The sequence below is a fragment of the Iodobacter sp. BJB302 genome, assembly GCF_002735645.1.
Taxonomy (GTDB): Bacteria; Pseudomonadota; Gammaproteobacteria; order Burkholderiales; family Chitinibacteraceae; genus Iodobacter.
Map to the genome: position 1 here is coordinate 23105 of NZ_PDZG01000006.1, position 26322 is coordinate 49426.

Below are 26322 nucleotides of genomic sequence, written 5' to 3' on the forward strand. Positions count from 1 at the left end.
GATTAATAATAATCAGTAATAGAAATATCGTATATTTAATTTACACAATAGCGTTTAGTTACGCAGCTGTTTAATAAATACTTTAGATCTTCTTTGGTAATTGTAGAGCTGTTTTCTTTCTATTGGTAATGCATCAACGGTAGCCAGCGCAAACCCCCGTTCTACAAACCAATGTGCGGTTCGCGTTGTTAATACAAATAATTCGCGTACGCCCAAGCTTCTGGCGTGTTGCTCTATATGCTTCAATAATTGCTCACCCCGATTGGCATCACGATAGTCTGGATGAATCACCAGGCAAGCCATTTCTGCCATATGGCTTTTAGGAAATGGATACATCGCTACGCAACCCACAATTTTGCTGTCGTGCTCCAGTACCGAGTAGCGGTGGATTTCACGCTCCAGCAGCTCACGCCCCCGTTTAACCAGCACACCATCGTCTTCCAGTGGCTCGATCAGCGCCAATACACCGCCTACATCATCAATCGTGGCTTCACGCATGGTTTCCAGCGAATCACGGGAAACCATGGTGCCTATCCCATCATGGGTAAACAATTCTTTCAGCAAAGCGCCATCTACATGATGGCTGACCAGATGCGCCCGCGCCACCCCGCTTCTTACTGCCTTAATGGCACAGGGCAGATAAAGCCGGATGTCTTCGTGTGGATGCGGATGGGTGCTGAGAAACTGATCGGCCTGTAAAGCGGTCAGCTCTGTAAGCAGCTCGCCGGCTAAATCTTCCACTCCCTGCTGGCCCAATAAAAAGATCAGCTTGTCGGCACGCAAGGCAATGGCCGCACTGGTGGCCACGTCTTCGAGCGGCACATTGAAAACTTCGCCAGTGGGTGAGTACCCTAAGGTAGACAGCAAGACCAGCTCACCATCATCAAGGCGATAGCGGATGGCCGTGGTGTCTACCTTGCGCACTTCGCCGGTATACATCAGATCTAAGCCATCACGGATACCCATAGGCTGCGCGGTAATAAAGTTGCCCGCAGAAACGCGGATATCTGCATTGGCCATGGGAGAGTTCGCCAGGCCCATCGATAACCATGATTCGATTTCTACCCTGACCTGGCCTACCGCCTGAATGACGCATTCAAGTGTGGGTAAATCGGTTACGCGTAAGCCGTGATGATAACGGGTTTCTAACCCGCGCTCTGCAGTGCGGGCTTCAATTTGCGGCCTTGCGCCATGCACTACAACCAGGCGTACGCCAAGGCTGGTCAGCAGATTGATGTCATGGGTAATGGTGGCAAATTTGCCATCCCGGACGACTTCTCCCCCTAAGGCAATAACAAATGTGCGGCCACGGAAGGCGTGAATATAAGGGGCGGCCAGGCGGAATGACTGGACGAACTCATCGGCTTGCATGGTATTCCTAAAAAAATGATGTGCTTTGCACAAAGGATAACGTCAGCTAGAAAAATATAAAAGGATTGCTGTGTCTATATTGTAAAGACGCCACCGATAAGGAGCCTCGCTATGTTTGCATTTGTCATCCGGTTTTGCCTGACCTGCATTTTGTTTGCAGTGGCTGGTGCAGAGGCGTTTGAGTGGCAAGTCAGCGCCGGGCAGGGCATACAACCTAAACATGTGGAGCAGCACCATTTATTCAGAGTGGCGTGGCGCACGGATTTGCCATGGTCATGGTATGAGACAAAAACAGGGAAGCTGAGCTCCGGATTGGCTTTGGGGGCGGGATTATGGCGCGGTGATGATCTGAATACCGGTGAATTATTTATTACACCCGAGCTGCGCTATGAGTGGGCCGCAGCTGATCAGGACTTACAGTGGTTTGTAGAAGCAGGGGTGGGTGGGCATGTGTTTTCGCGCACAGATTATGCCAAGCGAGGCCCCTTCAGCACGGCTTTTCAATTTGGCGAACAGCTGGGGGCAGGGGTGCGTTTTGGCGAGCGCAGGTCACAAGATTTAACGTTGTTGTATCAGCACCACTCAAATGGAGATATTAAAACGCCAAATTATGGCGCTGATTTTCTGGTGCTGAGGTATGGATTTAAGATGTAGAAAGAGCAGCGGGGCGTACGCTAAGTGCTGCGTGTGACGGTTTTTTGCCACTTAGCAATCAGAGCACGCCCCTGGATTTTTTAATAAGCTCCGCGCCCGGTCGCCACGGTTTTGATGGTTTTGCAGACAATCGCCACGTCGTACCAGAGATTCCAGTTTTTTACATACCAGGCATCCAGCGCCACGCGTTCAGCATACGTGGTGTCGTTGCGGCCCGATACCTGCCACAGGCCTGTCAGGCCTGGGCGTGCTTCCAGATAGAAATCAACGTGATCGCCATAGCGCTCCAGCTCGGCAGTAATAATAGGGCGCGGGCCAACTAAGCTCATTTCTCCCTTGATCACATTCCACAGCTGCGGGATTTCATCGAGGCTGGTTTTTCTTAGAAACTCGCCTATCGGTGTGATGCGCGGATCGTTTTTCAGTTTAAAGTCTTTATCCCATTCCGCACGGGCTTCGCTACTGCTGGCGAGTAGTTTTTCCAGTACTTCCTGGCTGTTGGAAACCATGGTGCGAAATTTCCAGCACTTAAACGGCTTACCGTTAATACCGACGCGCACATGGCCAAAAAAGATACTGCCGGGGCCACCCTGGCGCTTAATCTGAATCGCCACATAGGCTAAGAGCGGCGAAAGCAGCAGCAGGCCCACGCTGGCGCCAAATAAATCGAAAGCGCGTTTTAAAGTGGTCAGTGATTTAACGGACAGATTATTGCGCACGCGCAGCAACAGCACTTCATGGCTGAAAAAGTGGTGCGGCACCACGCCAAACAGCGGCAAGCCCGCAATCGGCGGAATGATGTGTATGTCTTTATATTTAAGCGAAAGCAGCTCAATTTGCGGCCCCAGACGGCGCAGCTCGTCTTCATCCACCGCCACCACTACATGAGGGCGATTATTATTATCCAGCCATGAAAGCAGCCCGGTTTCATCGAGCTGAATCACTGGCCTGGTTTGCCCGTCTATAGTCAGCCCGGCCGGATCGTTTTTATTGATGGATAAAAAAGCCTGTACATCAAAACCCAGCTGACGCTCGCTGTGCATGGCGCGGCAGGCATCGATTGCATTGTTGCTGGCCCCGATAATTACCGTGGGCAGCTGCCAGAGTTTTTTGGACAGCAGCCAGTTTTTCATTTGCGAGCGTAATAGTGGCAAGAGCAGCAGCGCCAGGCTCCAAGACATGGGCCATAAAAAGCGTGAAACTGTGAATTTACCTAGTAGTACCAGCATGCCATTTAACAGCGCAGCCAAGAGCAGGGCGCGCAGGATTTCCAGCAGCTCATCCCAAAACGGCAGGCGCAGGCTGTAATGGCCCCGCCACCAGAAGTTGCCCACGGTGAGTACGGCTAAAAATAAAAAGGCAGTACTTTGTTGGGAGCCTTCCCACCACCACCAAGCGGCAAAGTCGCCACCAATTCTTTGATGCCGAAAAAAGCTCAGCATGGCTAGCGCCGCACAAAAAGACGCGGTGAGCGCAGCAAAATCGGCCAGCGCCAACAAAGGCTTAGCCCTTTCGGCTTGTAAATGCTTATTCATTTTACTTCCTGATTTTCAAGCAAAAGATCTGTAGGGCGGGTGAAACCCGCCGGCAATATTATTAAAAAGCGATCAAAATGGCGGGTAAGCAACCGCCCTAAGATAGCCCATAAGCCTTATAAAGACTCGCCATCATCTTATCCAGCGAGTAATTCGTTTCAGCAAACAGCCTTGCCTGTGCGCCAAGTTTCTGGCGGGCGCTAAGGTCTTCAATCAGCGTATTCAGGTGTTTTACAAAGTCGCTGCTGTTTTTGCACAGATAGCCATTTTCGCCGTCAACCACCAAATCTTTATTACCCACCACATTGGTGGCCAATACCGGCAGGCCAGCGGCCATGGCTTCGATGACGGCGACGGGCAGGCCTTCCCAGCGCGAGGTCTGAATATAAATATCTAAGCTGGCCAGCTGTTGCAGCGCTTCTTTGCGATCTACCCAGCCGCTGAGTTTTACATTGGCGTTTTTCAGGTTTTTTTCTGAGGCCACATCGCCGCCACCTATCCACACAAACTCGACGCCGGGCTGGGCTGCCTGGCTGGCGATTTTGGCAAAGAGCTCGGGATTGCGGGCAAGGGTAACCCGGCCCACGGTGCCGATGCGCACGATATCCTGATTGCCCTGAGCGGGGTGGATCGCCGCCAGATCGACCGCGTTATTCACCACCATCACATTGCTGCCGAGATGACGGCGGATTTCTGCGCCTTCAGAAGGTGAGCATGCGATAAAGGTGGTCGGGATTTCTGAGAGGATTTTTTCGACGGTCAGAAAAATGGTATTTTTTAAACGCCCTTCAGCCCGCTGCAAAAACGATAAACCATGCGGTGAGAAAAACCACTTGGGCGCAGATTTCCCACGAATAAATAAACTGACAATTCGCCCCAGCGCACCGGCCTTGGATGAATGCATATGCACCACTTCGGGCTTTAATTCGCGCAGCCAGTGGTAAAGCGCACGGCCCGCACGCCAGTCGGCGGCTGGGTTAATGGCGCGCACCATAGGCAGCTGAATAAAGTGAATCGCATCGGCAAACAGCGCGCGCCAGTTATCCGGCGTTTCTTCGCGCACGGAATGGATAATGGTGACGCTATGGCCGTCTTTGGCCTGCGCATTGGCCATCGCCGACACCATAGACAGTGTGCCAGCGCCAAAGGCCTCCACAATATGCACAATTTTAGCTGCACGTTTTACGGGAATCAGGCTCATGCTTTTTTGGCTCTTAATTTGGATTTGAGCTTAAACACCAGGGAGTAGGGCAGCAAGAGTAAAAGCTGCGTTCTGGCCATGCCGACTAAGGCGGCAAGGCTGCCATCGCTGTATTTTTTTTGTACGGCCAGGCGGGATGCCAGCTGCTGGCGGCGTTTGCTCAGTGAAATGCCGCTGGGGTCCAGCTCGTAGCGGATCAGCACGTCGGGCAGATTGGCCACTTTAAACTGGCGGGTGAATTCACTAAACAGTGCGTAGTCTTCTGCGGCAGGCGTATCCAGTGGATAGGGGCCGGTGCTGGCTAGTGCGGCTGTTCTGAACATCACTGCCGGATGAATAAAGGCCGAGTTATTACGCATAGTGTGGCTAATTGCCGCGTGATCGCAGGGGTGGCGCAGCACAAATTGCTCGGCACCGGTTTGATCGACAAAGCTAGCCGCGCCGCCAAGCAGCATCACATTGGGGTGGCTGTCTAAAAAAGCAACTTGCTTGGCAAGGCGGTCGGGTAGGTTTTCATCACCACAATCTAGGCGGGCAATTAACTCGTAGCCGCGCGATGTAATCCACGTCAGGCCGGAATTAAGCGCATGTTCAATACCCCGATTGACCGGCAAATTTAAAAACCGCAGCTCGCCCTTAGCCTTAAACGCATTTCTGGCCGCAGTATGCTCGATTGGCGCACGAGTGCTGCCATCGTCCACCACCAGCACATCACATTGCTCGTTGGGGCCGATGGAGGCTAAAGATTTAATCAGCCCGGCAGGGTTATTAAAATGCGGTATCAGTAAAATAAGGCGTGTCATGTGTGCTTCTGTTTTTGCGAGTGCAGCTTCGCGTTTGAATGTGTGGGTTTCGGGTAACCCGTAGGTACTCACTAAATACAAATGAACTTTTTAGTGCCTTCGGCACGTTGGTTTTGGAGCGGGAGCCCCCGCAGGGGCGTTCTTTTCTTGCTTCGCCAAGAAAAGAACCAAAAGAAGGCGACCCCTAAAACACGAAAGCCCCTCGACTGCGGACAATCGAGGTGGCGTCAATTCAACTCGCTTCGCTCAAACACGAATTGACGACTACCCCACCCCGCTTGTTCCTCGCTCGGCGTGTTTTCAGGGGATGGGAAAAAGCCCTTCGCTGAGAGCGTGGTAGTCATTTTTTTCTTTGTATGCTGATGTAAAAAAAACTGCATTCTAAGCATGAACTCGTTCTTTTTCTTATCAATCCCACTTCCCCACTCCCAGCAGGCGTTTGATTTTACGGGTGAAGCTGACTGGCAGGGCGAAGGACAGGCTGGCTTTGCTGATTTTTATGAAGGATCGCGGCGAGTAATCGAAGTAGCGCCACAGCAGCTTGATGCGCATCGCTTGTTGCTGGCGGCGGCGGCTCATAGAGATGCCTGCGTCGTTGTACTCGCTGCGGGTTAGCACCTCAGGCAGATTGGCCGTTTGATAACGCGCCACAAAGCGCCAGAAATAAGCAAAGTCTTCCGCTGCTTTACAGTCGGTCGGGTAAAGCCCCAGCTCTTTTACCCCTGCCGCCCTGAACATCACAGTGGGATGGGTAAAGGCATTGTCATCATGCATCTGCCGCACAATTTCATTATGCGTTTGCGGCTGATTAATCGTAAAACGATCGCCGCTGGCATCAAAAAATGTCACTGCGCTGCCTAATAAATACACATCCGGGTGACTGTCTAAAAAAGCCACCTGTTTGACAAAGCGATCCGGTGCGCAAAGGTCATCGCAATCTAAGCGGGCAATATATTCATACTCCGCCTCAAGAATCGCCTGCAGGCCAGTATTGAGTGCATGCTCGATGCCCTGATTTTGCGGCAAATAAATAAAGTGCAACTCGCCATCCGCCTGCCAGGCTTTTGCACAAGCCGCCTCATCGACGCGCTGCCTGCTGCTGCCATCATCCACAATAAAAGCATCAATTTGTTCATGCTTACCCACAGAAGCCAAAGACGCAGCAAGGCCCTGTGGATTATTAAAGTGAGGAATAAGTAAGGCCGTGCGGTTCATCGAAGCGCTTTGTGCAAAGAAAGGCCGCTATTTTAACGGGTTTTGTAGCCTGGCGTGCTGAGGTGAAATGTAAATTGGGCGGATTTGCCAGCGAGGGGTTTAAGTCTGAGGATGTGATACGTGTTTTGTTTGGAGTGATTCGTTTTATGATTGCTCGGCGGATAAAGATATTTGAATGGAATACGGGGGCTAAACGCATAATTGCAGTCCCAATTGCCTGTTTAATCTGTAGTTAATTGAGTTAATCAACAAACATACCACTATTTGGATTTACCCCATGCGGCGTCGCCCATCTGCACGTTTACTGGTGTTGTCACCAGAAAATCATATTTTATTATTTCACTTTGTATTTACAAGGGGGGCTTTGGCCGGGAAGTCCTACTGGGCCACTCCTGGAGGGGGCGTTGAAGAAAACGAGAGTTTTGCAGAAGCTGCTGCGCGGGAATTTGCCGAAGAAATTGGTCCGCACAATTATTCAATTAGCCAGGAAATGGCCAGGCAGGAATTTATGATGAGATTGCCGGATGGCGAATCTGTGATTTCGGACGAACGATATTTTATTGTACGGATGGATAAAGTTGCTCCTGACCGGGCGGCCTGGAGCGCATTAGAAAAGGAAGTGATGAAGCAACACCGCTGGTGGACGCCAGAGGAGCTGGCACTGACAGATGAGATTGTTTTTCCAGAAAATTTGCTGGAAATGTTAAAAAACAGTGTGATATCAGTAAGCTAAAAATGCCTTTATTCCTTCAAAACCAAATCAGCTGCGCTATCCCCCATTAAAAACCGTGGCCCTGCGCCAAGATGGCGGGCCTGGTCGTCGCTGTTATACAGGCTGCATTTTTGTAGTGATAAACAGCCACAGCCTATGCATGAGTCCAATTGCGTTTGCAATGCGCGAAGTGCGTCTATCTTTGCTTGCAGCATGGGCCGCCAGGATTGCGATAGCTGCGCCCAGTCCTCGAGCGAAGGTGTTCTTTGCTGCGGTAATGAGGCCAACGCGGCGGCTATTTCTTCAAGGCTAAGGCCAACGTTTTGCGCTACACGAATAAAGGCCACTCTGCGCAGCACTTCTCTTGGAAACTGCCGGGTTTGCCCGCTGCTGCGTACGCTGCTGATTAGCCCCTTACTTTCATAAAAACGCAGTGCACTGGCTTTCACCCCAGAGCGTTTGGCCAGAGTGCCGATAGAAATCAGAGTTGTCATTTAAAAAGCTCCAAAACCTGCTTGACTTAAAGTTTACTTTAACTTGCATAGTGATATGGCATTTAAATCATAAGGAGTGGCAATCATGAAACAAGCATATCTGGAGCATGCAAATATCACGGTGAGCGATCTGGACCGGGCCGTGCGTTTTATACAAATCGCTATCCCCAGTTGGAAAATCCGCGGTAGGGGCAAAATGGATTGGTTTGGGGCAGAAATCGACTGGCTGCATATCGGCGATGATTTTGCCTATATCGCCCTGCAAAGTGGCGGAACAGGGGAAGGGCCGGGCTGGAAAACACATCTGGTCGGCGTAAAGCATCTGGGCTTTGTGGTGCCGTCTTTAAAGCAGACCATGCAGCGCTTAGAAAGTGCGGGCTTTATGCTCGATCACGCAGGCGGGCGCGATGCATATCGGGATAGCGCTTACTTTATGCTGGGGGAGGATATTCAGTTTGAGTTTGTTGAATACACCTCCCAACTGCCAGAGCAACGTAATGGCTATACAAGCACTAGCGCTGATGCGATGAAGGTGAGCTAAGCTTGCCAGCTTAGCCTTGAAGCTCACTTCAGGGCTAAGTTGGTCAAGCAAGCTTTGCGAATGGTGATAACTGCTTAGCCTTACAACTCACCCAATCTCCCCGCCCTAAAATCAGCCACTGCTTGCGAAATTTCTGCCTGAGAGTTCATCACAAAAGGGCCATATTGCACGATGGGCTCTTTGAGTGGCTTGCCAGAGAAGAGCAGTACACGGCTGGCAGCGGAGCTTTGGATGCGGATGCCGTCGCTGCTCTCTTCATTGGCAAAAATGGCCAGTTGCTCGCTGGCGACGTTACTGCCTTCAACCTCCACATCGCCGCGGTAAACATAGATAAAGGCATTGTGCCCAGCAGGGATAGCCTGGCTAAATTCGCTGCCTGCGGGCAAATGCAGATCTAAATACAGCGCTTGGGTGGCTGCTTTTTCAACCAAGCCTTTACAGCCGTGGCTTTGGCCTGCGATCACATGCACGGCCACGCCTGCATCGGTAACGATGCTGGGTACGGTTTTAAAATCTTTGTACCAAGGCGCGCTCATTTTTTCTTTTGCGGGCAGGTTTAGCCACAGCTGAAAACCTTCCATCCTGCCGTTTTCCTGCTCGGGCATTTCGGAATGCACCACGCCGCTGGCAGCGCTCATCCATTGCACACCGCCGTTTTCCAGCAAGCCTTCGTGGCCAGCGCTGTCTTTGTGGCGCATTTTGCCTGCAATCATATAGGTGACGGTTTCAAAGCCACGGTGTGGATGCTCTGGAAAACCAGCCAGATAATCTTGCGGATCGTCGCTTTTAAAGGCGTCGAGCATTAAAAATGGGTCGAGTCTTTGCTGCAAAGATTGGGTTAGCGCACGGTTAATCTTGACCCCGGCACCTTCCATCACGGCGCGGCCCAGTACTTTTTTTTCTAAAGTGCGTGGGCGGGTTACCAGTTCGGTGTTCATGGTGGTTCTCCATTTATCGTGTGCCAACAAAACCCAATCTTTTTTCAGATTTGAGCCTTAAGCCACAGCCAGCTCAATCTCGCTTCTGGCTTGGCCGATGCCTTTGCTTTGCATTTCATCGCCCATATTCAGGCCTTCGGCGTAGATAAATTCAACATCTTTCATGCCTAAAAAGCCTAAAACGGTGCGCATATAGTCGGCGATGGTGTCGCCTGCGGTGCCGCGATGCACGCCGCCACGGGTAAGTACCACATACACTTGCTTACCTGTCAGCAAGCCTTCTGAGCCATTGGCGCTGTATTTAAAGGTGACGCCTGCGCGGGCAATGGCGTCGATCCAGTTTTTAAGCTGAGCGGTGATGCCAAAGTTATACATCGGCGCGGCGATGATTAAGGTGTCGGCAGCTTGCACTTCTGCGATCAGAGCATCGTTTCTGGCTACGCTGGCGGCTTGCTCTGCAGTCCGTACTTCCGGGGCGGTCATCAATGCGCCTAATGTGGCTTCATCCAGTACCGGATGCGGGTTGATGGCTAAATCACGCAAAACCAGTTTGGAGCCAGCGTGGCCTGCGAGCAGTTTTTCAGCCAGTACATTCGCCAGTTGGGTAGAAAAAGCACCGTTGCTGCGTGCGCTGGAGTTGATTTGTAAGATGTTCATGGATTGATCTCTTCTGTATTGCGTTGGAATGACGCTAATGTAATCCAAGGCATTAATGGGTAGAAGACCATAAAATGGATAGTATTGTTCCATTAATGGAACAATGGCCAGAATGATGAAGATTGAAGCAAATGATTTAGTGCTGTTTGCCCGTGTGGTGGAGTGCGGCAGTTTTAGCAAAGCGGCCGGGCGTATCGGCCTGCCAAAATCAACCGTATCGCGGCGGATTGCCAATATGGAAACGGTGCTGGGCGAGCGGCTGTTAACCCGCAGCACGCGCAAGCTGATGCTCACCGAGTTTGGCCAGCATGTGCTGGATCATGCTCAGCAAATTGCCAGCGAAGTAGATGCGGCTGTGGCACTGGTTGAGCACAGGCAGGCAGAGCCAGGCGGCTTGCTGCGGATCTCTTTGCCGGGGGATATGGGGGGCTGGGATATGAATAGTTTTATGGGGTGCTGGGATATGAATAGCTTTTTAAGCGACTTTAGCAAGCGCTATCCGCTGATCCGCTTTGAGATTGATATCTCGCCGCGCAGGGTGGATATCCTGGGCGAAAATTTTGATCTGGCGATCAGAATTGGCGAGCTGCCCAGCGATGCTCATCTGTCTGCACGGCGGCTGGCTTTGTTTGGCTCGGGCCTCTATGCCTCGCCGCAATATATTGCTCAGCGTGGTTTGCCCGAGCATCCCGGTCAACTTGCCGGGCACGACACGCTGGCTGTACTCAGCCGGCAGGGGGGCGCCATGCCATGGATATTGCAGCAGGGCAAAACACAGCATCACTTTCAGCCGGTGGCCAAATTCAGTATTAATTCGCCTCAGCTGCTGGTGCGGCTGGCGTGTCAGGGTATGGGCGTGTTTGCGGTGACTGAGTCATTTGCCAGGCCCTATCTGCAGGAGGGCAAACTGGTGCGCATTTTGCCGGATTGGTGTTTACCTGCTGTGCCCGCGTGGGCGGTTTTTCCTGAGCGCCGGTTGATGCCCGCTAAAACAAGGGTGTTTCTTGATCAGTTAGAGCAGGTTTTACAAACTACATAGAGCCGTGTGGAGGAATGCGCTGGTTTATTTAGCTTTGTTAATTTCCCAGTCAGGTGAAATTTTGTCTTATCAATGAAGTTATGACCAAAAACTTGATAATGAGCACCAGTTCAGCACTTTGTATAAGACTCTGTCATTTCTAAGGTTTACAATATTTTATTAGGGTTTTTGTAAGCTTTAAAAGGTAATAAGTTTGGTGCTATATTTCTTAGCTTGTAAAAATATTGACTGTATAAAACGCGCTTGGCAGTATGGAACAGATAATTTTTTAAGTGACGGTTTTATTGCTCAAAAAGGGCCGGCTATGCCCTGTGAGATGCAATGATTTTTTTAATCAAAAAGGATCAAAAATGGCTATTTCATTAAACAAAGGCGGCAATGTTTCTCTGTCTAAAACCGAACCGGGTCTGAAGTCGATTCTGCTTGGCCTGGGGTGGGATGCCCGCTCTACCGATGGCGCAGATTTCGATCTGGATGCCACCGCATTTTTGCTGGCCGACAATGGCAAAGTGCGCAGCGATGCTGATTTCATTTTTTACAATCAGCTAAAATCAAGCTGTGGCTCGGTAGAGCACACTGGCGATAATCGCACAGGTGCCGGGGATGGCGATGATGAGGCGCTTAAAATTAATCTGGAAAAAGTGCCTGCAGATGTCACACGCATTGCCGTGTGCGTCACCATTCACGAGGCAGATAAGCGTAAGCAAAACTTTGGTCAGGTGAAAGACGCATTTATGCGGGTAGTTAATCTGGATAATAATGTAGAAATCGTGCGCTTTGATTTATCAGAAGACTACAGTACCGAAACCGCCATGATTTTTGGTGAAGTGTATCGCCACAATGCCGAGTGGAAGTTCAAAGCGGTAGGTCAGGGCTTTGCAGGTGGCCTTGGCCCTCTGTGTGCACAGTTTGGTATTTCAGCCAGCTAATTTGCAGCTTGCCTGGCTTTGCTGATTTTAGTAAGGCCTGGCGATTGCTGAATTGGCTTTGCGTGCTTCTCTTGTTTTTCCGCCTGCTAATGGCGATTTTTGTAAGGATAAACTTATGGCAGTGACCCTCAAAAAAGGCCAGGGGATTAGTCTCAAAAAAAACGAGAACGATCTTTCCATGGTAACCATTGGCTTGGGCTGGGATATTCGGGAAGAAAAGAAAGGCTTTTTAGGCGGTTTGTTTGCTAAAAAAGAAGCTGAGTACGATTTGGATGTGGTCGCTTTTCTCTGTGGTGCTGATGGCAAGGTGCAGAATTTTGGCAGCACAGAAGGCGGGCGTTCTACTCTGGTAGGCGGCGATATCATCTTTTTTAACTCGATGCGCCATCATTCCGGCCAGATCTGGATGACGGGTGATAACCGTACCGGTGCAGGCGAGGGGGATGATGAGCAGGTGATCGTTAAGCTGAATGATTTGCCTGAGCAATATGCAAAAGTGGTGTTTGTAGTACAGATTTATAATGGTCAGGAAAACGGCCAAAGCTTTGGCAAAGTACAAAATGCTTTTATTCGTGCTGAAGATGGTAAGGGTCAGGAAATGGCGCGTTTTGATTTATCTGGCGGCGCGCAATATGAAAACTGCCGCTCCATGCTGTTTGCAGAATTAGTCCGCGAAGCGGGCGGCTGGAAATTCAACGCCATCGGCGCGCCATCGCAATCAGATTCATTTGTAGAGTGGCTTAAACAATACAGCTGAGGATGTGCTGACTGATTTGGCAGCGTCATTCCCGCAATGCCTGTTGTTCCGTATTTGTGCCGGGCTAATCGGGAATGACGATCCAATCTGTGCTTCCTATAAGAGAAAATCATGAGCCGACGCCTTCCCGTTTATATTCTTCTTGATACCTCAGGCTCTATGCGTGGCGAGCCCATTCACTCGGTGAATGTGGGGCTGCAGGCCATGCTGAGTGCACTTCGGCAGGACCCCTACGCTTTAGAAAGTGTAGCGCTGTCGATTATTACGTTTGATTTAGAAGCGCGCGAATATCTGCCGCTCACGCCGCTGGCCGATGTGCAGCTGCAGGAAGTGAGCTCCCCTAGTGCTGGTGCCACCTTTATGGGCGCGGCATTAGAGCTGCTGCTTGCGTGTGTTGAGCGCGATGTTAAAAAGAGCAGCGAAGATGAAAAAGGCGACTGGCGGCCGCTGATGTTTTTAATGACCGATGGCAGCCCCTCTGATCTGCATGCCTACAGGCAAGCCATCCCGGCGATTAAGCAGTGCCAGTTTGGGGCCATGATTGCTTGCGCCGCAGGCCCCAAGGCTAAGCAGGAATACCTGCTGGAGCTGACCGATCGCGTGGTGACACTGGATACCATGGATGCATCGGCGTTTTCAGGTTTCTTTAAATGGGTTTCCGCCAGCGTGGCCGTGGGCAGCAGCAGCGCGGGCGTCAGCAACGATGTGGCTTTGCCGCCTCCGCCACCGGAAATTCATCTCGTTTTGTAATTTTGTGGTGTGGCATACACGACGCAATGCATCTGAATAAAGCCTCAGACTTATTACGCCCTACGGTTTAATTTAAACGAGCAAAACCATGCGCAGATTGCCGGTGTTTTTTGTTTTGGATTGTTCCGAATCGATGGTGGGCGACAGCCTGCAGAAAATGGAAGATGGCTTGCAGGCCATTGTTCGTGCGCTCAGAACCGATCCCCATGCCTTAGAAACCGTTTATATTTCGGTGATTGCTTTTGCGGGCGTGGCTAAAACCATTGCTCCTCTGGTTGAGCTGGTTTCTTTTTATCCGCCTAAACTGCCGCTTGGCGGAGGGACCAGCCTGGGCGTGGCTTTAGAAACGCTGATGGCAGAGCTGGATAGCAGCGTGGTGAAAACCACGCCCGATCGCAAAGGCGACTGGAAGCCGATTGTTTATCTGTTTACCGATGGCCGCCCAACCGATAATCCCAACGCGGCCATTGATCGCTGGAATGCCAAATATGCCAAAAAAGCCACGCTGATTGCGGTGGGCTTGGGGCAGTCGGTCGATTTTGAAACGCTGGGCAGGCTGACCGATAACGCCATGATGTTTGAAGACTCGCAGGAAGGCGACTTCAAAAAGTTTATCAACTGGGTGACGGCCTCGGTGGTGGCGCAAAGCAAAAGCGTGGGCGAGAGCGATGCGCAATCTCTGGCTAATATTGATGCCAGCCTGATGCGTATTTTCAAAAATCCGCCTTCCAAACAAGCCGACGAAGCGTGCATCACTCTGGTGGGCCGCTGTCAGAAGACCCGCAAACCCTATCTGATGAAGTACGACCGGGCTATTCAAAATGTAGCAACCCAGGATTTTAAGCTGCAAGTATCGCGCTTTGAGATTGCTGGCTGCTATCCGCTGGAAGAAGATTATTTTATTTGGTCTGATCCGCGGGCCATGGATCTGAAAGTAAACAGCGAAGATTTAATCGGCACGCCGGGCTGCCCGCACTGCGGCAACTACACCGCCTTTGCCGCTTGCGGCTGCGGAAAACTCATGTGCATCAACGGCCCGGAAGAAGCCTTCTGCCCATGGTGCAAAAAATTAGTTTTGTTCAGCTTTTCCGGCAACGACGGTGGTTTTGATGTAGGGCGCGGGAGAGGGTAGTAATGGCCAGAGCAATCGCAAAACCCAAATCTTAAACCACGGAGAAAAAAGAGAACACGGAGGGCCACGGAGAAAACCTGATGAATATCGGAATGGCTCTCCCAATAAGATCGTCATCCCCGAGTGCTTCTGTCGGGGATCCAGTGGCTTTGCTGGATCACCGATAAATTTATTCGGGGATGACGATGTGCTTTATTACTAAGTTATTTTGAGCCAGCATCCTTGATGTTTTTCTCCGTGAAACTCCGTGTTCTCAGTGCCCTCCGTGTTTTAAGATTTGGGTTTTATTGCAAGGCGAACAGCTGTCTTTAGCTTCGTGCCCAATTCTTTATACGGTTCTCTCTGATAACTTTATGTTTCCTCGTTACTGATTCGAACGGGGAATACACGAGACTGCTATGCATCTTCCTTCCGATTCAAATTCGCCTGAATCCGCTCCTCTTCATTTATCCAACAAGCCCGGTGCAATACCGCCTGCTGGCACGGTGGCCAGCCAGCCGCTGAGTCCTGAGGTGGTTTTTCAAGCGCCTAATGCTAAGGCCGGGCAGGATTATCGCGGCAGCTTGCGTGAAGTGGCGGGTAATGGCCGGGTATTGCAATTCAAAGAGACAGGCTTACCCGAAAATCTGGCGCTGACTTTGAGTGAGGAAGGTGAATTGCAAGGCTTGCCAGGCGTAGCGGGCGATCATCTCATTACCTTTCAGTGGTCGATTGATGGCGTGCAGTGGCATGGCGGGCAATGCGTGCTGCTGGTGAACCCCGATCCGCGCAGCCTGTGGCAGATCAATGAGCCAGCCAGCGATGCGATTTACCCCAAGCAGCACAGTGCCACGCAGGCACTCAATGCTGGTGGTTTAAAGATGGCTGCCGCCAGCCGCCGTGGCCGCTCGCATGAGCATGCAGGCCTGTTCAGGGATGATGATTTTTATGTGCAGCACGATGCCGCATCAGGCTGGAGCGTGCTGCTGGTGGCCGATGGCGCAGGCAGTGCGGTGCATTCGCGCTGGGGTGCAAAGCTGGCGGTAGAAACTGCGGGTGAGCATTTGCTGGCAGCCTTAAAAGGGGATTTGGGGGCTGGCATCAATCATGCGCTGCAAGGCTGGGATGCAGATCCTGAATCCATCAGCGGGCAAATCGGCCAGCAGTTTTATGCTTTGTTTTACGATGCCGCGGTTTTGGCGGTGGATGCCATAGAGCAAGCCGCAATATCACAGCAGAGTGAAGCCAGGGATTACGCAACCACCCTTTTAGCTGCCGCGGTTAAGCGGGAAGGCGGGCAACTCTTTTTGGCTACATTCTGGATCGGTGATGGGGCGATTGCTGCTTATGGGCCACGAGGCAAAGTGCGGCTGATGGGCCAGCCCGATAGTGGCGAATTTGCAGGGCAAACGCGCTTTTTGGACCGCGCAGCATTGGCGTCTGATCGCTTTGCTCAAAGAGTAAAAATTGGCCGTTACAGCGATATTTCGGCGGTTGTTTTGATGAGCGATGGGATTTCGGACCCTAAATTTGAAACCGATAAAGGACTCGCCAGCGGCGATAAATGGGATGCTCTATGGGATGAGATCGCGCCTTGCTTGGCGGCGGATCAGCCTGAGCAAAGTTTGCTGGATTGGATGGGTTTTTTCATCCCTGGCCATCATGATGACCGAAGCATGGCGCTGATTTGGGCTTGAGTTGGGGTATCTGCTAAAACCCAAATCTTGAACCACGGAGGGCACAGAGAACACGGAGTTTCATGGAGAAAACCCAAGGCTGAGTTTTCTCTGTATCCCTTTTTTACCCATAATAAACAAAATGCTAGGGTGGGCACACGGCCGCGCCCACTCGCTGAGTCGCGTATGAACGCGTGGGCATAAAAACCTGTCCATCCTAAAGGTTTTCTCCGTGGCCCTCCGTGTCCTCCCAAACTCCGTGGTTCAAGATTTGGGTTTTAGATCTCAAGATTTAGGTTTCTTCACAATTTGACTTGCAGCAGGCAATCTGGAGTTAAGCATGGCTAAGGTGATTCAGTGCCGCACATTGGATGGGCAAACCGTCGAATTTGTGGATGAGATGATTGCTTCCGGGGCGATGAAAGAGGTGTACTTCTCGCCGGATAAGTCTTATGTGGTGGCGTTTTATAAGAATAAGCAGGACGCTCAGGCGCTGGAGCGGCTGCAGATGATTATCGGCAAATATCGCGAGGGGATTTTTAATCAGGCGGGCGGCGATTACTGGAAAAACCTGTTTTGCTGGCCAACGGCGCTTTTGGAATATGAAGGGAAACTAGGCTTAATCGCTCCCACTTATCCTGCCCATTTTTTCTTTGAATTCGGCTCCAAAAACCATGACATGCTCGAGATCAGGGGCAAGGAAAAGGAAGGCAAGTGGTTTGCTGCCGCCAATTTACGCCAGCGTTTTGTCGATCAGCGCGAGCTGGGCGATTGGCTGAGCCATTTAAAAATCTGCGTGCTGATTGCCCGTGCGGTGCGTCGTATGCATATGGCGGGGCTGGCGCATTCTGATTTGTCTTATAAAAACGTGCTGGTCGATCCGTCCGGTGGCTTTGCCTGCGTGATTGATGTGGATGGCCTGGTGGTGCCGGGCCGCTATCCGCCGGATGTGGTGGGCACGCCTGATTTTATTGCGCCCGAAGTGGTCAGCACCAGTCATTTAGCCAAGGGAGACCCGCAGCGCAATCTGCCGCGCCGCGAAACAGACCAGCATGCGCTGGCCGTGCTGATTTATATGTATCTGCTGTACCGCCACCCTCTGCGCGGCGGCAAAGTGCACGATATGAATGATGAGCAGCGGGACGAGGCGCTGTCTATGGGCGAGCGTGCCCTGTTTGTTGAGCATCCCACAGATACAAGCAATCGCATTAATCTGGCAGAGGCCAGGCCCGCCGAGCTGCCGTGGGCAGACAGCAGCAAGCTGCCTTATACCCTGACTGGCCCTTATCTGACTCCGCTATTTAAACAAGCATTTGTTGATGGCCTGCATCAGCCTAATCAGCGCCCTTCGGCCAATGATTGGGAAACGGCGCTGCTTAAAACCATTGATCTGGCCCTGCCTTGCCGCTGCGAGCAGAAATGGTTTGTGTTTGATAACTCCACCCAGCCCGCCTGCCCGTTTTGTGGCTTGGCTTATCATGGCCAGCTGCCAGTGCTTAATCTGTATTCATCCCGTCAGGAAGGGCAGTTCCGCCCTGATAACCACCGGCTGATGGTGTGGGAAGGACAATCGCTTTACCCCTGGCACGCCAATTATTTACTGGCCCCGAATGAAAAGCTGGCGGATGAACATAAGCAGCGCGTGGCCTATTTTATTTTCTATCATAATGTGTGGTGGATTTTTAACGTTGGCCTGCCTGATTTAATGGATGTGGCAAGCAAGAAAACGGTAGCCGTTGGCGGCAAGCTGGAGCTGAAAGACGGCCAGCAAATCTTGCTCGATAAAGCAGAAGGGGGGCGGCTGGTGGTGGTACAGATGGTGGGAGAGGCGCGCAGATAGTTGATGGATTATGGAAAAAATTGACGATAAAAATTGAAGCGGATGAAACTTATATGTCTTTGTCCTGTCTTCTGTAAGCCGGGAATATTTTAAGCTGAATAGAATGCCGGTTACGCGGCTGTTATTGCTGATATTGCTAGCAAGAAATTATTAATAAATATAATTACTTAGCTTGCTTCGCTTGAAAATGATGGAAGGCGAACAAATCTATAAAGCTTAATTATGGTTTGGTATAACTTGAATGATCTGAGCCCGGATAAAAATGTCCGGGGGAGGATGATTTAAGCAGGAGCAGTTTTTTTGGGTGTCGCCGGGTTTAGTCAGGCGTGTCGTTAATTTTTTAAAGGAATTTCGTTTATGGCTATCAGTCTGCAAAAAGGCGGCAACGTCAATTTAAGTAAAGAAGCGCCTTCCCTCAAAAAGTTGGTGATTGGTTTAGGTTGGGATCCACGCGTTACAGATGGCTCTGCTTTTGATCTGGATGGCAGTGCTTTTATGCTCAAAGCTGACGGTAAGGTTCGTGCTGATTCTGATTTCATTTTTTACAACAACCTGAAATCAACCGACGGCTCTGTTACCCATGCAGGGGACAATACCAGCGGCCAGGGTGACGGCGACGATGAAAAGATCGTGATTGATCTGGCTTTAGTGCCAGCAGACATCGATAAAATCACCGTTGGTGTAACCATCCATGATGCTGAAGCACGCAAGCAAAACTTTGGCATGGTAGGTAAAGCGTATATCCGCTGCCTTGATGCCAATGGCGATAAAGAAATCGCGCGTTATGATCTGTCTGAAGACAGCTCCACAGAAACAGCCATGGTTTTCGGTGAAATCTACCGTGCTGGTGCAGAGTGGAAATTCAAAGCAGTGGGTCAGGGCTTTGCGGGTGGCTTAGCGCCGCTGGCACGCTCTTTCGGTATTAGCGCTTAATAAGCTGATGTTGATGCCTCGGGGGGATTTTTTCCTCTGAGGCATGTTGTATTTGATGATCGTAAAGCGGCAGGGGTTTCAACCGCCCAAGCTGTTTGCAATTGCGGGAATTTATAAGCATGACAGTGTTTACTGCTACCGGTGATGTTGATCCGTTTTTGCATGTGTCCTTACAAAAGGGCGACAAAATCTATTGCGAATCTGATGCAATGGTGATGATGGAAGCCAATCTGGATCTGAAAGGCAGCATGAATGGCGGAATAGGCGGGGCAATTATGCGACGCTTTGCCAATGGCGAGTCTTTCTTTCAGCAGCAGATTGAAGCGGTCAGGGGTGAGGGCGATTGCCTGTTATCACCCACTCTGCCCGGTGCCATGCAAATTGTTGATGTAGGCGCAAAACAATACTTATTAAACGATGGCGCTTTTGTTGCGGCGACATCGGGCACAGAAATGAAAGTGCGTATGCAAAATATCGGTAACGCGCTGTTTGCCCAGTCTGGCGGGTTTTTTGTGATGGAAACCTCAGGCACGGGGCAGGTGGTGGTGTCAGGCTTTGGCTCGATGTTTGAGCTGGACGTGGCCCCGGGCAAAGACGTGATTATTGATAACTCGCATGTGGTGTGCTGGGACAATAGCCTGCGCTATGAGATCTCTGTAACTACAGGTAATTCCGGCGGTGGCCTTGGCGGCATGCTGGGTAATTTAGTCAATAGTGTGACCAGCGGCGAAGGCATTGTGCTGCGCTTTAGCGGCACAGGTAAGGTCTTTATTTGCTCCAGAAACCGTGATTCTTTTGCCGAGTGGCTGAAGAAAAAAAACGGCGGCTAAATATCCGCCTTGAGTAGCCTGGCTCAGCTGGTTTGTATGGCCTTTGGGGCGATGCAAATCAGCGTAAACAGGTGAAAAAGAATGTTGGCTTACGCGATATACACAGAGTGAGGCAAGCCTCATACGCAGACTGCTAAGCCAGGCTGCGGATTGTTCTTCGGTTGACAGGATCGGGTTCCTCCCGCCCTAAAATACTTAATTCATCAAGGAGTACAGCATGGCGATTAACCTAGAGAAAGGCCAGAAGATTTCCCTCGAGAAAGAGGCTGGTGTTGCATTAAGTAAAGTCATCATGGGCCTCGCCTGGGATGCAGTGAAATCCAAGGGCTTCCTGGGCTTTGGTGGCAGCGCACCTGATATTGATCTGGATGCATCGTGCATTTTGTTTGACGAGCAAGGCCATCCAGTGGATGCGGTTTGGTTTCGTCAGCTGAAATCTAAAGATGGCTCAATCACCCACACGGGTGATAATCGTACCGGTGAAGGCGATGGCGATGATGAGCAAATCGTGGTTGATCTGACTCGTGTGCCTGCCAATGTGAAAAGCCTGGTCTTCACGGTAAACAGCTTCACCGGCCAGAATTTCTCGCAAATTGCCAATGCCACTTGCCGTATTTTGAACGCCAGTGATAACAAAGAAGTGGCGCGTTTTAATTTGTCTGCACTGGGCTCACACAATGCGCAGATTATGGCCAAGCTGTATCGCCATAATAATGAGTGGAAAATGCACGCCATTGGCGAAATTGGCAATGGCCGCACCTTTGATGAGCTGATGCCGCAAATTACACCGCATCTGTAATGTGAGGAGTGGAAAATGCACGCCATCGGTGAAATTGGTAATGGGGCCGCACCTTTGATGAGCTGATGCCACAAATCACGACTCACCTGTAAAAAGAAGCATTGTAGTTCTCTATCGCGTGGGGGCTTGTTTCCATATTCTTGTTGGAAGCAAGTCCCTTGCTGGCGATGTGTCGGGTTTGAGTGCCGCTGGTAAAGAGCCGTCTGATTAAAGTTTCTGTTTGGGTTTTTAAAGGCGAATCGCTTTTGAAAGCTCGGGCTGGAAATAAACCGGGCTCTTTTTAGTCAGGAATTTAGCCCGGCCTGTTTGCTGGCTCGTTTCCTGAAGGCATCTATGCAGCACGTCTGGTTTAATAAAACATTTTCCTCTGTTGCCGCAGCAATCAGCCTGATTCGCGAGGCCGATCTTGCGGGCGATTATCACATCGTCTCCAGCCATACCAATCCATATGCAGCATCGTTTCAAGCAGCGCATCAATTTGCGGTAGAGCCTTCCGGCCTGCAGGGCGAAGCGTATCTGGCATGGTGTTTACAATTTTGTCTTGACCACGCCATCACTATTTTTATTCCCGGTAAGGAAGCTGTACTCATTAGCGCAGAGCGCGAGCGCTTTGAGCGGCAGGGCACGCGCGTTTTAGCTGTGGCATCCGCTGAAATGCTGGAGCTGCTGCACGATAAGGCTGCGTTTTATCAGGCTGTTGATTTGCCGCGCACGCCACCTGCTGCGTTTAGGGTGGTAGAAACCGCCGCGCAGTTTGAGGCGGCTTATCAGGCGCTCAGGCAAGATCACGCTAGACTATGTATTAAGCCGGCCAAATCGGTATTTGGTCTGGGTTTTGCCATTATCGATGAAGAGCGCTCCAGCGCGCAGCTGCTGACAGAAGGCGTGCAATACTATATTGGCCTTGATGATCTGCGCCGGGGTTTTGCTGCCATGGGCACCTTTAAAACCATGATTGTGATGGAATATCTCGACGGCCATGAATACAGCGTGGATTGCGTTGGCGACAATGGCCGCTTGGTTTGCGCCGTGCCGCGCAAAAAAATGAAGCAGGCAGGCCGTGGCCAGATGATCGAAATGCGCAGCGATATTTTAGACAGCGTGCGCCAGCTGGCCGAAGCTTTTGGCCTGAATGGCAATTTCAATGTGCAATTTAAAGAAAGAGCAGGCGGCCTTGGCCTCCTGGAAATTAACCCGCGTATGTCTGGCGGCATCGCCATGGCCTGCCTTGGCGGGCCTAATTTACCTTATCTAGCTTTGGCTGGTTTTGATCGCGGTTTTGATAACTTGCATATCCCGGAAGTGCCGCATGGCATTCGCGTGGCCGAGCTGGGCCGTGCTGCTGTGCTGGTTGATGCAGAAGTGCTGGCAGCAGCTGAAGTACCGTGTGCGGCATTGCAATGAGCCGGCCCGAAAGCATTAAAGTTGAACTACCCACCGGCCTGATGGAGCTCAATGTGGATGCGGGTGCATTCAGCGTGGATGAGCTGATGGGCTTTGCAGCAAGAGCGAATGCCAAGCGGGGGTTTCTGTTTTTAAGCAAGGTGCTGGGCAAACACTGGCCGGTGCGCCCTGCGCTGATGCGCAAAATTCATGAAAATCTGGCCGGGCAAGTGCCCGCCGGTTTACCCGGCCCGGTGGTGTTTATCGCTATGGCCGAAACGGCAATTGGCCTGGGGCAGGGCGTTTTTGAAGCTTATAAAAACGCTCACCCGGATACAGAAGCGCTGTTTTTGCACACCTCGCGTTATCACGTTGGCGGGGCAGAGATTATCGAATTTGCCGAAGCACACAGCCATGCGCCAAGGCAGTTTTTGCATATGCCGCAAGATGCCCGGCTGCGGGCCTTATTACTGAATGCCAAATCCCTGGTGCTGGTGGACGATGAAGCCAGCACCGGCAACACCTTTTTAAATCTAAGCAATGCCTGCCGGGTACTCAATCCAAACATCGGGCACGTTCACCTTGCCACCATTACCAATTTTATGGGCAAGGCTGCAAACGAGGCTCTGTCGCAGCGCTTTGGTATTCCCGTTTCAATTGCCGCCAGCTTAAGTGGGGAATATGTGTTCACAGCTGGCGATTTACAGCCATCCAGCCGCGCGGCGCAGGTATTTGAGGCGCATGCTGATCGCGGTGCAAATGGCGGTTTTGGCCGCCTTGGGCTCGATCGTGCGCTTGCTGCGCCTGATTCGCTGGCCAAAAAATTAGCCGCTGCTATTGGGGCGGATGAGCGGGTCTTGGTTTTAGGTACGGGTGAGTTTATGCACCCGGCTTATCTGCTGGGCAGCGCTTTGGAAGCCTTAGGTTGTGATGTGCAGGTGCAATCGACCACACGCTCACCCATCCTGAAATGGGGGGCGGTCAGCCATGCGCTGAGCTTTGCAGATAACTATGGCGAGGGGGTCGAAAACTATATTTATAACGTCACACTCGGCCAGTACGATCATGTATTGGTTTGCCATGAAACCCCGCCGAATCAAGCGCTACAGCGTATTGCGCAGGCTGTAGGCGGGCGTTTATTCCATTTCTTATCTGAGAATCATATTGAAGAAATATCTGTTCGTTGATTTAGATGACACCCTGTTCCAAACGCTGGGCAAGTGCGCCGGGGTGGATGATTTACGTCCGGTTGGCTATCTGAAAGATGGTGTTGCAATTTCATTCACAACACCGCGTCAGCGTGCGTTCTTCGAGATGATGAGCGCGTCCATGACCATGATTCCAAGCACGGCGCGTAATTTAGATGCCCTGCGCCGGGTTGATTTACCTTTTAACAGTTATTCCATCATTGATTATGGCGGTGTGGTGCTCAAGCCCTGTGGCAGCGTGGATGAATTTTGGCTGGAAACCATGCGTGCGGATATGCAGCAGGCACTGCCAGGCCTGCACGCTGTGATGGCCGTGATTGATGATTATTGCGAAAAAGCGGGTTTAAAGGGGCGTGCCCGTTTGGTTGAGGATTGTAATACGCCGTTTTATGCGCTGATTAAAGACCCCGACAAGATCGATGCCAATCTGGAGCAAATCGAGCGTGAAGCCGTTGCGCCCTGGGTGGCGGGCGAGGGTAAAGACTTCTTTATTCATCGCAATGGCAATAATTTAGCCGTGCTGCCCAAAACACTGAATAAAGCCCGCGCGGTGGATTATGTGCGCTCCTTGCTGCAAAAAGAGCACGGTGAAATCATGACCATCGGCATGGGCGACAGCCAATCGGATGCGCGTTTTATGGCCAGCTGCGATTACGCCCTGATTCCAAACGGCACACAGCTTGCCAGGCTGACTGTTGCTGCATTATGAGTCATCGTGGCTTTTGCGGTAGTTATCGTCCGGATGATGTGCGCTTTTTGCTTAAACGCTTATCGCAACAGCCGTTTATTGATGTGGCAAACAAAGAATTCCTGATTCAATCCGGCGCGCGGCATTACAGCGAAATGCTCTCGCCCGAATCCCTGCCTTCACCGCGTTATTTGCAGGTTTTTAAGGATGCGCTCGCGGCTAATCGCCAGCAAATGGCAGGCGATTGCCTGAGGCTGGCGGCGCTGATTGCAGCAAGACGCCGCGGGCCGGTTACCCTGGTTTCCCTTGTGCGTGCCGGAACCCCCGTTGGCGTTATTTTAAAGCATCTGTTGCAACGCGTTTTGGGGCGGGAGGTGGTGCATTACTCGGTATCGATTATTCGTGATCGCGGCATTGATATTGTTGCCTTGCAACATATTTTGCAGCAGGGTCATTCCCCAGAATCTATTGTGTTTATTGATGGCTGGACCGGCAAGGGCGTGATTTCACGCGTGCTGGAGCAGGCGGTAAATGCCTTTAATTTGCAGCATAGCGTTGCCATCGATAGTGGCCTCTATGTTTTGTCTGATCTGGCGGGCACCGCCGCGTGTGCAGCCTCAGCCGAGGACTATCTGATTCCGTCGAGCATCCTGAATGCCACGGTTTCTGGCCTCGTTAGCCGCTCGGTGCTCAATGATTCGATCGGGCCGGGTGATTTTCATGGCTGCGTTTATTACGATGAATTTGAGTTACAAGATCAGTCGCAATTGTTTTCTGATGGCCTTGTGGCCGATGCTATTGCCTTGGCAGAACAGCATGGCGTGCCTGCTGCTCAGCCCATTAATCGGGTCAAAATGGAGCAAATTTCAGCTGATTTTTTGCAAGCCACTCAGGAGCAGTACTGGATTGAGGATGTCAATCTGATTAAGCCCGGCATAGGCGAAGCCACCCGAGTGTTGCTGCGCAGAGTGCCAAGGCTGCTAATTTTGCGTGATCCGGCTGTGGCCGATGTAGCGCATTTAAAGCTGCTGGCAATAGAAAAAAACGTTCCGCTTATCGTGGATGCGGGCCTGCCTTATCAAGCGGTATCACTGATTGGGAGTGTTTTAGATGGCTAATCATAAAGTCATGGGGGCGTCGCTCTACGTGCCTGCTACCCACAAGGATTTGCAGCAGATTGCTGATGGTGAGTTGCTGGGTGAGCTGCGCTCAGTGATTTTTTGCACCGAAGACGCGGTGGCAGAAAGCGAGCTGAGCTACGCCCTGTTCAGCCTGTCGCTGGTTTTGCAGCAGATGATTGACCGGCCAACAACCGAGCGTTTTGTGCGGGTCAGAAACCCGGAGGTGCTGAAGCGTGTGCTGGAAATGCCTGGTGTGGAAAAACTGACAGGCTTTGTGCTGCCTAAAATTACTCAGCACAATTTTGACGCCTATTTTAAGCAGATCCGCAAAACGCATTTTATGCTGATGCCCACGCTGGAAACGGTGGAAGTGTTTGATGATGCCGAGATGAAGCAGCTGCGCCTTTGCCTCGAGCGCCCAGGCGTGCGGGATCATATTCAGGCGCTGCGGATTGGTGGCAATGATTTGCTGGCGCTATTGGGCATTCGCAGGCCACGGCATCTTACAATTTACCGAACCCCGCTGGGGGCGGTGATTTCAAAGCTGGTGACGATTTTTCGCCCCTACGGTTTTGTGCTGACTGCACCTGTGTTTGAGCATTTAGATAACCCAAGCCTGCTGGCTCTGGAAGTAGAAGAAGACTTAGCCCACGGCATGATAGGCAAAACCGCGATTCACCCCAGCCAGGTGGCGCTGATCGAGCAGCATTATCGGGTGCAGCACCGGGATGTGGATGTGGCGATGAGGATCATCGACGAATCCAGCCCTGCCGTATTCAGGATGCACGATTCCATGTGCGAAGTAGCCACCCACCGCGCTTGGGCGCATGGGGTGCTGGAGCAGGCAAGGGTGTTTGGGATTCATTCGATGGTGTGAGGAGTGTTGCGCGCAGGGCGGGTGAAACTCCATAGGTGCTAACCAAAGTCAAAAAGATCTTTTTAGTGCCTTCGGCACGTTGATTTTGGAGCGGTAGCCACCGCGGGGGCCTTCCTTTCTTGAACGGCCAAGAAACGAAGCCAAAGAAGGCCGCCCCAAACAGCACGAAGGCCCCTCACTGCGGATAATCGAGGCGGCGTCAATTCAACTCGCTTCGCTCAAACACGAATTGACGACTACCCCGCCCCGCTTATTCCTCG

The 26322-nt window shown here is 51.4% G+C and carries 26 protein-coding genes; 18 read left to right on the forward strand and 8 right to left on the reverse strand.

All coding sequences use genetic code 11. From position 1 onward, the window contains the following. Positions 1-54: 54 nt before the first annotated feature. On the reverse strand, positions 55-1371 hold the full coding sequence (gene argA, locus CSQ88_RS03195; RefSeq protein ID WP_099396656.1) for an amino-acid N-acetyltransferase: 1317 nt from the start codon (positions 1369-1371) through the stop codon (positions 55-57). 111 nt (positions 1372-1482) lie between these two features. On the opposite strand from argA, the gene CSQ88_RS03200 reads away from it, so the two are divergent. After that, positions 1483-2025 (forward strand): acyloxyacyl hydrolase, encoded by a 543-nt coding sequence (locus tag CSQ88_RS03200; protein ID WP_099396657.1) that lies wholly within the window; start codon positions 1483-1485, stop codon positions 2023-2025. 80 nt (positions 2026-2105) lie between these two features. On the opposite strand, the gene wbaP is transcribed toward CSQ88_RS03200, so the two are convergent. The 4 genes from wbaP to CSQ88_RS03220 all read right to left on the reverse strand — a co-directional run bounded on the left by wbaP (position 2106) and on the right by CSQ88_RS03220 (position 6779). Then, positions 2106-3560 (reverse strand): undecaprenyl-phosphate galactose phosphotransferase WbaP, encoded by a 1455-nt coding sequence (gene wbaP, locus CSQ88_RS03205; protein ID WP_099396658.1) that lies wholly within the window; start codon positions 3558-3560, stop codon positions 2106-2108. 97 nt (positions 3561-3657) lie between these two features. Continuing rightward, positions 3658-4761 carry a glycosyltransferase gene (locus tag CSQ88_RS03210; protein WP_099396659.1) on the reverse strand — a complete coding sequence of 368 codons (1104 nt, stop codon included), beginning with the start codon at positions 4759-4761 and terminating at the stop codon, positions 3658-3660. Then, positions 4758-5564, reverse strand: a complete 807-nt coding sequence (locus CSQ88_RS03215; protein ID WP_099396660.1) for a glycosyltransferase — start codon at positions 5562-5564, stop codon at positions 4758-4760. The genes CSQ88_RS03210 and CSQ88_RS03215 overlap by 4 nt, the downstream gene beginning before the upstream one ends. Positions 5565-5972: 408 nt before the next feature. Next, positions 5973-6779: a glycosyltransferase gene (locus CSQ88_RS03220; protein WP_099396661.1), complete on the reverse strand. Its 807-nt coding sequence runs from the start codon at positions 6777-6779 to the stop codon at positions 5973-5975. Between the two features lie 277 nt (positions 6780-7056). Between CSQ88_RS03220 and CSQ88_RS03225 the strand changes: the two genes are divergently transcribed. Further along, positions 7057-7512: an NUDIX hydrolase gene (locus CSQ88_RS03225; RefSeq protein WP_099396662.1), complete on the forward strand. Its 456-nt coding sequence runs from the start codon at positions 7057-7059 to the stop codon at positions 7510-7512. An 8-nt stretch (positions 7513-7520) separates the two neighbouring features. On the opposite strand, the gene soxR is transcribed toward CSQ88_RS03225, so the two are convergent. Further along, a complete protein-coding gene (gene soxR, locus CSQ88_RS03230; RefSeq protein WP_099396663.1) occupies positions 7521-7985 on the reverse strand; it encodes a redox-sensitive transcriptional activator SoxR in 465 nt (154 codons plus the stop codon). A gap of 85 nt (positions 7986-8070) precedes the next feature. Between soxR and CSQ88_RS03235 the strand changes: the two genes are divergently transcribed. Beyond that, positions 8071-8526 (forward strand): VOC family protein, encoded by a 456-nt coding sequence (locus CSQ88_RS03235; RefSeq protein ID WP_099396664.1) that lies wholly within the window; start codon positions 8071-8073, stop codon positions 8524-8526. Positions 8527-8606: 80 nt separating this feature from the next. Here the strand turns inward: CSQ88_RS03235 and CSQ88_RS03240 are convergent, their stop codons facing one another. Next, positions 8607-9464, reverse strand: a complete 858-nt coding sequence (locus CSQ88_RS03240; RefSeq protein WP_099396665.1) for a pirin family protein — start codon at positions 9462-9464, stop codon at positions 8607-8609. A gap of 57 nt (positions 9465-9521) precedes the next feature. Then, on the reverse strand, positions 9522-10121 hold the full coding sequence (locus CSQ88_RS03245) for an FMN-dependent NADH-azoreductase (protein ID WP_099396666.1): 600 nt from the start codon (positions 10119-10121) through the stop codon (positions 9522-9524). 112 nt (positions 10122-10233) lie between these two features. Between CSQ88_RS03245 and CSQ88_RS03250 the strand changes: the two genes are divergently transcribed. The 15 genes from CSQ88_RS03250 (at position 10234) to CSQ88_RS03320 (ending at position 26062) form a co-directional block, all read left to right on the forward strand. Further along, entirely contained in the window at positions 10234-11160 is a 927-nt protein-coding gene (locus CSQ88_RS03250; RefSeq protein ID WP_257212442.1) for a LysR family transcriptional regulator, read from the forward strand. A gap of 350 nt (positions 11161-11510) precedes the next feature. Further along, positions 11511-12089, forward strand: a complete 579-nt coding sequence (locus tag CSQ88_RS03255; RefSeq protein ID WP_099396667.1) for a TerD family protein — start codon at positions 11511-11513, stop codon at positions 12087-12089. Between the two features lie 115 nt (positions 12090-12204). Continuing rightward, on the forward strand, positions 12205-12846 hold the full coding sequence (locus CSQ88_RS03260; protein WP_099396668.1) for a TerD family protein: 642 nt from the start codon (positions 12205-12207) through the stop codon (positions 12844-12846). Between the two features lie 111 nt (positions 12847-12957). Continuing rightward, positions 12958-13596: a VWA domain-containing protein gene (locus CSQ88_RS03265; RefSeq protein WP_099396669.1), complete on the forward strand. Its 639-nt coding sequence runs from the start codon at positions 12958-12960 to the stop codon at positions 13594-13596. A gap of 88 nt (positions 13597-13684) precedes the next feature. Beyond that, entirely contained in the window at positions 13685-14728 is a 1044-nt protein-coding gene (locus CSQ88_RS03270) for a TerY-C metal binding domain-containing protein (RefSeq protein ID WP_099396670.1), read from the forward strand. A gap of 398 nt (positions 14729-15126) precedes the next feature. Then, positions 15127-16404, forward strand: coding sequence for a PP2C family serine/threonine-protein phosphatase (locus CSQ88_RS03275; protein WP_218962985.1), 1278 nt, complete (start codon positions 15127-15129; stop codon positions 16402-16404). A 319-nt stretch (positions 16405-16723) separates the two neighbouring features. Next, positions 16724-18223 (forward strand): helix-hairpin-helix domain-containing protein, encoded by a 1500-nt coding sequence (locus CSQ88_RS03280; protein ID WP_099396671.1) that lies wholly within the window; start codon positions 16724-16726, stop codon positions 18221-18223. A 357-nt stretch (positions 18224-18580) separates the two neighbouring features. Continuing rightward, a complete protein-coding gene (locus CSQ88_RS03285) occupies positions 18581-19156 on the forward strand; it encodes a TerD family protein (protein ID WP_099396672.1) in 576 nt (191 codons plus the stop codon). A 119-nt stretch (positions 19157-19275) separates the two neighbouring features. Further along, the gene (locus CSQ88_RS03290; protein WP_099396673.1) at positions 19276-19986 is read left to right on the forward strand and encodes a TIGR00266 family protein; all 711 of its coding nucleotides are present in this window, start codon (positions 19276-19278) and stop codon (positions 19984-19986) included. Between the two features lie 217 nt (positions 19987-20203). Beyond that, a complete protein-coding gene (locus tag CSQ88_RS03295; protein ID WP_099396674.1) occupies positions 20204-20785 on the forward strand; it encodes a TerD family protein in 582 nt (193 codons plus the stop codon). A gap of 333 nt (positions 20786-21118) precedes the next feature. Beyond that, entirely contained in the window at positions 21119-22189 is a 1071-nt protein-coding gene (locus CSQ88_RS03300; protein WP_099396675.1) for an ATP-grasp domain-containing protein, read from the forward strand. After that, a complete protein-coding gene (locus CSQ88_RS03305; RefSeq protein WP_099396676.1) occupies positions 22186-23355 on the forward strand; it encodes a phosphoribosyltransferase domain-containing protein in 1170 nt (389 codons plus the stop codon). The genes CSQ88_RS03300 and CSQ88_RS03305 overlap by 4 nt, the downstream gene beginning before the upstream one ends. Further along, positions 23333-24085, forward strand: coding sequence for a hypothetical protein (locus tag CSQ88_RS03310; protein ID WP_099396677.1), 753 nt, complete (start codon positions 23333-23335; stop codon positions 24083-24085). Before CSQ88_RS03305 ends, CSQ88_RS03310 begins: the two co-directional genes overlap by 23 nt. Beyond that, entirely contained in the window at positions 24082-25182 is a 1101-nt protein-coding gene (locus CSQ88_RS03315) for a cysteine protease StiP family protein (protein ID WP_099396678.1), read from the forward strand. The genes CSQ88_RS03310 and CSQ88_RS03315 overlap by 4 nt, the downstream gene beginning before the upstream one ends. Next, on the forward strand, positions 25175-26062 hold the full coding sequence (locus CSQ88_RS03320) for an HpcH/HpaI aldolase/citrate lyase family protein (RefSeq protein ID WP_099396679.1): 888 nt from the start codon (positions 25175-25177) through the stop codon (positions 26060-26062). The genes CSQ88_RS03315 and CSQ88_RS03320 overlap by 8 nt, the downstream gene beginning before the upstream one ends. Positions 26063-26322: the final 260 nt, after the last annotated feature.